At 36.1% G+C, this 6,291-nt stretch carries 7 protein-coding genes; 2 read left to right on the top strand and 5 right to left on the bottom strand.

The window, feature by feature from the left end; all coding sequences use genetic code 11:
- Positions 1 to 272: 272 nt before the first annotated feature.
- The 4 genes from murA to OMO38_RS16310 form a co-directional block, all read right to left on the bottom strand.
- On the bottom strand, positions 273 to 1,580 hold the full coding sequence (gene murA, locus OMO38_RS16325) for a UDP-N-acetylglucosamine 1-carboxyvinyltransferase (protein WP_264751253.1): 1,308 nt from the start codon (positions 1,578 to 1,580) through the stop codon (positions 273 to 275).
- A complete protein-coding gene (locus OMO38_RS16320; protein WP_264751252.1) occupies positions 1,580 to 2,248 on the bottom strand; it encodes a DUF4290 domain-containing protein in 669 nt (222 codons plus the stop codon). Before OMO38_RS16320 ends, murA begins: the two co-directional genes overlap by 1 nt.
- Before the next feature lie 116 nt (positions 2,249 to 2,364).
- The gene (locus OMO38_RS16315) at positions 2,365 to 2,778 is read right to left on the bottom strand and encodes a thiol-disulfide oxidoreductase DCC family protein (RefSeq protein WP_264751251.1); all 414 of its coding nucleotides are present in this window, start codon (positions 2,776 to 2,778) and stop codon (positions 2,365 to 2,367) included.
- 8 nt (positions 2,779 to 2,786) lie between these two features.
- Positions 2,787 to 3,251 (bottom strand): heme-binding domain-containing protein, encoded by a 465-nt coding sequence (locus OMO38_RS16310; RefSeq protein ID WP_264751250.1) that lies wholly within the window; start codon positions 3,249 to 3,251, stop codon positions 2,787 to 2,789.
- 227 nt (positions 3,252 to 3,478) lie between these two features.
- Between OMO38_RS16310 and der the strand changes: the two genes are divergently transcribed.
- On the top strand, positions 3,479 to 4,789 hold the full coding sequence (der, locus tag OMO38_RS16305; RefSeq protein ID WP_264751249.1) for a ribosome biogenesis GTPase Der: 1,311 nt from the start codon (positions 3,479 to 3,481) through the stop codon (positions 4,787 to 4,789).
- 104 nt (positions 4,790 to 4,893) lie between these two features.
- A complete protein-coding gene (gene upp, locus OMO38_RS16300; RefSeq protein ID WP_264751248.1) occupies positions 4,894 to 5,544 on the top strand; it encodes a uracil phosphoribosyltransferase in 651 nt (216 codons plus the stop codon).
- Between the two features lie 170 nt (positions 5,545 to 5,714).
- On the opposite strand, the gene OMO38_RS16295 is transcribed toward upp, so the two are convergent.
- On the bottom strand, positions 5,715 to 6,284 hold the full coding sequence (locus tag OMO38_RS16295) for a DUF3267 domain-containing protein (protein ID WP_264751247.1): 570 nt from the start codon (positions 6,282 to 6,284) through the stop codon (positions 5,715 to 5,717).
- Positions 6,285 to 6,291: the final 7 nt, after the last annotated feature.

The following is a 6,291-nucleotide window of genomic DNA, read 5'->3' as shown; positions in this document are numbered from 1 at the left end:
GATTATTTAAGATCTGTCCTCTTTAAAATTACTTCAATCAAAGCAAAATATGAAGACAGATGTAATAAGCTTAAAAAGATCTTCATCTGATAACGAAATTTTATTTGTGTTATTCGTGAAAAATATCCGTGACATTCGTGTTTGAATTTTTAAATTAAAATTAAAAAAGCGTTCAGAAAATTAATTCCAAACGCTTTTTAATATTTTTAAAGGTTCTTAAGATTCTGTAGACTTCAAAAAACTTCCATCATCCAGCTCCCATTTGCTTTTTTCTAAATTCTCTCGATATCCGCTCCAATCGCCTTCAGTCTTCCGTCGATATTTTCATAACCACGGTCAATTTGTTCAATATTATGAATGATAGATTTTCCTTCGGCTGATAATGCTGCGATCAAAAGTGCATTTCCGGCTCTGATATCCGGAGAAACCATCGTAGTTCCACGAAGTGGCGATTCCTGATTTAAACCGATTACGGTTGCTCTGTGCGGATCGCATAAGATAATCTGTGCACCCATGTCGATTAATTTATCAACAAAGAATAATCTTGATTCAAACATCTTCTGATGAACCAGAATACTTCCTTTCGCCTGCGTAGCCACTACCAAAATGATAGAAAGTAGATCAGGTGTAAATCCTGGCCAAGGTGCATCCGAAATCGTAAGAATAGATCCGTCAATGAATTTCTGAATTTTATAGTGTTCCTGAGATGGGATGTAGATATCATCTCCACTCTGCTCAAGTTGAATTCCCAGTTTTCTGAATGTATTCGGGATCACACCAAGCTGATTCCAGTTCACGTTTTTAATGGTAATTTCAGATTTTGTCATGGCTGCAAGACCAATCCAGGAACCGATTTCCACCATATCAGGAAGCATCGTGTGCTCTGTTCCGTTCAGTTGGGTAACTCCTTCAATCGTTAATAAATTAGAGCCGATACCTGAAATCTGTGCTCCCATTCTGTTCAGCATTTTACAGAGCTGTTGCAGATAAGGTTCGCACGCTGCGTTGTAGATTCTTGTTTTTCCTTTTGCCAAAGCGGCTGCCATTACAATGTTGGCAGTTCCTGTTACGGAAGCTTCTTCCAAAAGAATAAATTTTCCGTTAAGTTCTTTTGCTTTTAATGAATAGAAATATTCTTCTTCATCGTAATTAAATTCTGCTCCCAGTTCAACCAATCCCTGGAAATGGGTGTCTAATCTTCTTCTTCCGATTTTATCACCACCCGGAGTCGGCATATACGCTTCACCATAACGTGCTAACATTGGGCCCATCAACATAATCGAACCTCTAAGTTTGGCACCGTCTTTTTTAAATTCGTCAGATTTTATATAGTCAAAATTGACACTGTCTGCTTTGAATGTAAAGTCACCATGACCGTTTTTAGTCACTTTTACCCCGAAATCTCCTAAAATCTCAATCAATCTGTTGACATCATGGATATCCGGAATGTTTTTAATTCTTACTTCCTCATCCGTTAACAAAACCGCACATAAGATTTGGAGAGCTTCATTTTTTGCCCCTTGTGGAGTAATTTCACCTTGCAGTCTTTTTCCTCCTCTTATTTGAAATGTCCCACTCATTATCTTCTATTCTTATTATTGTTGTTATTTGTGAATCTTCTTTTGTTAATATTGTTGTTAGTATTGCTTTGATTTCTGTTGTTATTACTCTTGTTCAGATTGTTACGGTTTGCGGTTGCGTAATAGATCTTACTTTTTTCAAGAGATTCAATATTAGTTAAATCAAGCCTGTTGGATGACAGTTCTTTCAGATGACGGAAAATCACATCATCAGTTACATGTTCTTTATTATAAACATTGTAAGACTTCTTCATATTATTGGCAATCACTTCGATCAGAGCTTCTTTTTCGTCTCCCGGTTCCAGTTCGATTGCTTTTTCTATTAATTGGAGAATACTTTTTCCGTAAAATTTAAAATCACCCTGAAGCTTCGGATATTCCATTTTTTTTGGTTTTTCCTCAAGTTCTTCTTTGGTTGGGAAAGGATATACAGGATCGATATCAAGATCGTGTTTAGCCAAAATATATAAGTGATCCCAAAGTTTATGTTTGTAATTTTCTTCGTCTCGTAGTTGTGGGTTTCTTTGACCCATAAAATCAATGATTGCCATTGCCATTTCGTTCCTTTCTTCCTTTGTAGAAAGCTCTTTGCAACGCTCAACCAACTGTTGTATGATTCTGCCGTATTCCGGCATATTAAGCTGAGTTCTTTGAGTGTTATATTCCATAATGTGCAAATATATGGATTAATAAAAAAATCAGTCAGAAAAACTTAAATGTTTGTCATAATTTAATGAAAAATTAAAGCTTTTTACTGTATTTCAGCCACTAAATGATCAACCAATTAAATTTCAATAAACTTCTTCCTCTGTTGAGGAGTTGGCAGGTAGCATTTCTGATTGGCCATTTTCATCCTGTTCTCAGAAATTTTATCGTAAATCTTGTCTCTAAAAAATGAAGGGAAAATTTTTCCCAGCACAGACAATTTGTAGATTCCGCCTAATAAATTGGCGATTTTCAAAACAGCGTGTGATTTAATAAGATAATAGGAATTAGGCTTCCACAAATACATGGTATTGAACTGCTTGGTTTCAAGACCACGCTCTGAAAGAAATTTTTGCCCGAATTCTGACTGCAGTGATGCAAACATAAACTGGTCTTTTTGATCTCTTTCCAAAATCCACTGTACCCAAAAGTTGCAGACGCCACATTCGCCGTCAAAAAATACAATGTGTTTGTCCTTCCAGTTTTCCTCCATGATTTCAATTATTTTATTGCATTTTTTATCTGCGTGTCCTCTATCTGTCTTTTAAAATAGGTAATGAGTTCCTGTCTTTGCTGATCTGTCAGCTTCGCATCCTGATGACCGATGTAGTAAGATTCTAATGGCATTTCTTTCTTTTCAATCATCTCAATACATTCTTCCATTTTATGAATCTGTCTTTTGGGTTCGTAGGTTGCAAAAATAGAAAAGTTTAAATGCTGTCGTCCTTCGTTGATATGGTTCTTTAAAAACCATGAAGATGGAGCAATACTGGAATACCAGGGATATTTTGTTTCATTGGAATGACAGTCGTAACAGGCAGTCTTAATCATATTTGCTGTATTTTCCGGAGTGTTTTTAATTCTCAGAAAATCCATTCCCTCATTTACAGGTGGATTTGTTTTATCAATAGGAAAAAACTGAATGATGACAAAAGCAACCAAAACAATAATAAGTATTCTCTTCATACCATGAATTTTAAAAGACATTAAATTAAATCACATCTCGTGCCTAAAGCTTAAATTTAGTAAAAAATAGTGAGTATTTGTTTGTGAATTAACTGTTTAGGTAAGATGAATAGGTGTTTTAATTTTTAAAACCTTATCTTTGCAAAAAAAATTGGGCTCCAATAGTTGGAGTAACCCATTGATAATCTGATCCTGAGTGCACTCTCAAGGGTTATTAAACATTTTTTATGTCAAATATTGTTGCAATCGTTGGACGTCCCAACGTAGGAAAATCCACACTTTTTAACCGTTTACTGGAAAGAAGAGAAGCTATCGTAGATTCTACTTCCGGTGTTACCAGAGACCGTCATTACGGGAAATCTGACTGGAGCGGAGTAGACTTTACCGTTATCGATACAGGTGGTTATGAAGTAAACAGCGAAGACGTTTTTCAGGAAGAAATTTCAAAACAGGTTCAGCTGGCTATTGATGAGGCAACGTCAATTATTTTTATGATGAACGTTGAGGAAGGTCTTACAGACACCGACTACGAGATTCACGAAATGTTAAGAAGGTCAAATAAGCCGGTTTATCATGTAATTAATAAAGTAGACTCTTCAAAAGAGGAATTGGCTGCTACAGAATTTTATCAGTTAGGTATTGAAAAATACTACACTTTGTCATCAGCTACAGGTTCAGGAACGGGAGAAATTCTTGATGCTGTAATTAATGATTTCCCGACGACAGATTACAAAGATCCGTTTGAAGGTCTTCCTAAAATCACCATTGCAGGTCGTCCAAATGTGGGGAAATCTACCTTGACGAATGCTTTGCTTGATGCAGAAAGAAATATTGTAACAGATGTTGCAGGAACTACAAGAGACAGTATTCAGACGCTTTACAATAAATTCGGACATGAGTTTGTATTGGTTGATACAGCAGGAATGCGCCGTAAGTCTAAAGTAAATGAAGATTTGGAATTCTATTCCGTAATGAGATCGATTCGTTCAATCGAATTTTCTGATGTTGTCATCATTATGGTTGATGCAACCTTAGGCTGGGAATCTCAGGATATGAACATCTTCGGTTTGGCTCAGAAAAACAGAAAAGGAATCGTGATCGTTGTCAATAAATGGGATTTGATTGAAGATAAAACAACCAATACTGTAAGAGATTTCGAGCAGTCGATCAGAGATAAAATCGGACAGTTCAGCGATATTCCAATTCTTTTTGTTTCCGCTTTAACGAAGCAGAGAATCTTAAAAGCCGTGGAAATGGCAATGGTCGTATATGAAGACCGTAAGAAGAAAATCAAAACTTCAAAGTTAAATGAAGTAATGCTCCCTATTTTCGAGCGTACACCACCGCCTGCAAACAAAGGAAAATATATCAAAATTAAATATTGTGTACAGTTGCCGACGCCGTCGCCGCAATTTGTATTCTTCTGTAATCTTCCGCAGTACGTGAAAGAAGCATACAAAAGATTTACAGAAAATCAGCTGAGAAAAGAATTCGGTTTCACCGGAGTTCCTATCGAAATATATTTCAGACAGAAATAATCGTAATAAGCACGGTTAAGATGATAAAACGATCCCTTTCAGAAAATTTCTGAGAGGGATTTTATTTTAAATTTCATAGTTTTGTTATCAGAATAATCAATATTATGACTCTAGAGCTTTCTAAAACTTTTTCTTTAGTAAATTCATGGATTAACGAGCTTCGAAACGTAGAAATCCAGCACGACCGAATGAGGTTCCGCAGAAATATGGAGCGCATCGGAGAAATTGCGGCTTTTGAAATCTCGAAAGATTTAGAAACAAAGGAAATTGAAATTCAGACTCCTTTGGATACGATAAAAGTACAGGGAATTGCCGTTCAGCCAGTAATCACCACGATTTTAAGAGCCGGAGTTCCTTTGTTTGAAGGAATTTTAAATTATTTCGACAAAGCAGATTGCGGTTTTGTGGCGGCGTACAGAAAGCATGATGCAAATGATTATTTCTCCATCAAACAGGATTATTTAACCTGTCCGAATATTGACGGACGACCTTTGATTGTTGCAGACCCCATGTTGGCGACCGGAGCTTCTTTGATTGAAGCGATCAAAGATTTACTGACTAACGGAACTCCTTCCCAACTGCACATCGTTGCGGCGATCGCGTCAAAACAAGGTGTTGAAACAATTGAAAAAGCCTATCCACAGGCAAAAATCTGGGTTGGAGCTATCGATGAAAATTTAACGGCGAAAGGATATATTACTCCAGGTTTAGGAGATGCCGGAGATTTGAGCTACGGAGAAAAACTGCAGCGATAAATTACCAATTTAAGAGGCTGTTTAAAAATGATTAAAAAATAAAATTTTCAAAGCATTTTTTTTTTTTTTTTCCACCCTAAAAGGTGTAAAAACGCCTTGAAAATTTCATCAAAATTACTCACTTAAGGGTCGGGGAAATAATTTTGATGAAATTTAAGCAGGTTCTAAAGTTATGTACTTATTTTCTTCCTGAAAATATAGTAACCAGCTTCTGACGGATGATCCAGAACGTAATCTTCATGATTTTCTTTTTTAATTAAAGAGTAGATCATTAGATCACCAGCGGCGGCTCCTGAGAAGAAGATTCCAAAAACCAGTAGCGGTAAATTACCGATGAATAAGCTTATTATGGCAGGAACAATTCCTAATATAATCAGTGGTGCCAAAAGAGCGATGATGTACTGTTTTATTTTTAAGGGTTCTCTGCAGTGACAGTAAGGTGTCAGCATTTTCCACAGAATTCCAAATTTTATTGATTTGAAACCCTTTGAAGCGAAAATTGAAAAGAAAACTCCATGAATTAACTCATGAACAATGATGCCTAAAAGCAATACCAGGAATGGAAGGATAGCGCTTAGTAAATGATTTTTCATCAGGAATGAAGATAAATTAAATCCCCACAGCAGATAATACGGGAGCCCGAAAACCAAACTGAAAACAGAAAAATATTTCAGAGCAACTTTATTGGCGACAACTAAATCGATAATTTTTGCTTCTTTAGTATAATTTTCAAAATTCATGGTGTGT

This window comes from Chryseobacterium kimseyorum (genome assembly GCF_025971945.1).
Taxonomy (GTDB): domain Bacteria; phylum Bacteroidota; class Bacteroidia; order Flavobacteriales; family Weeksellaceae; genus Chryseobacterium; species Chryseobacterium kimseyorum.
This window is presented reverse-complemented; position numbering and strand designations above follow the sequence as displayed.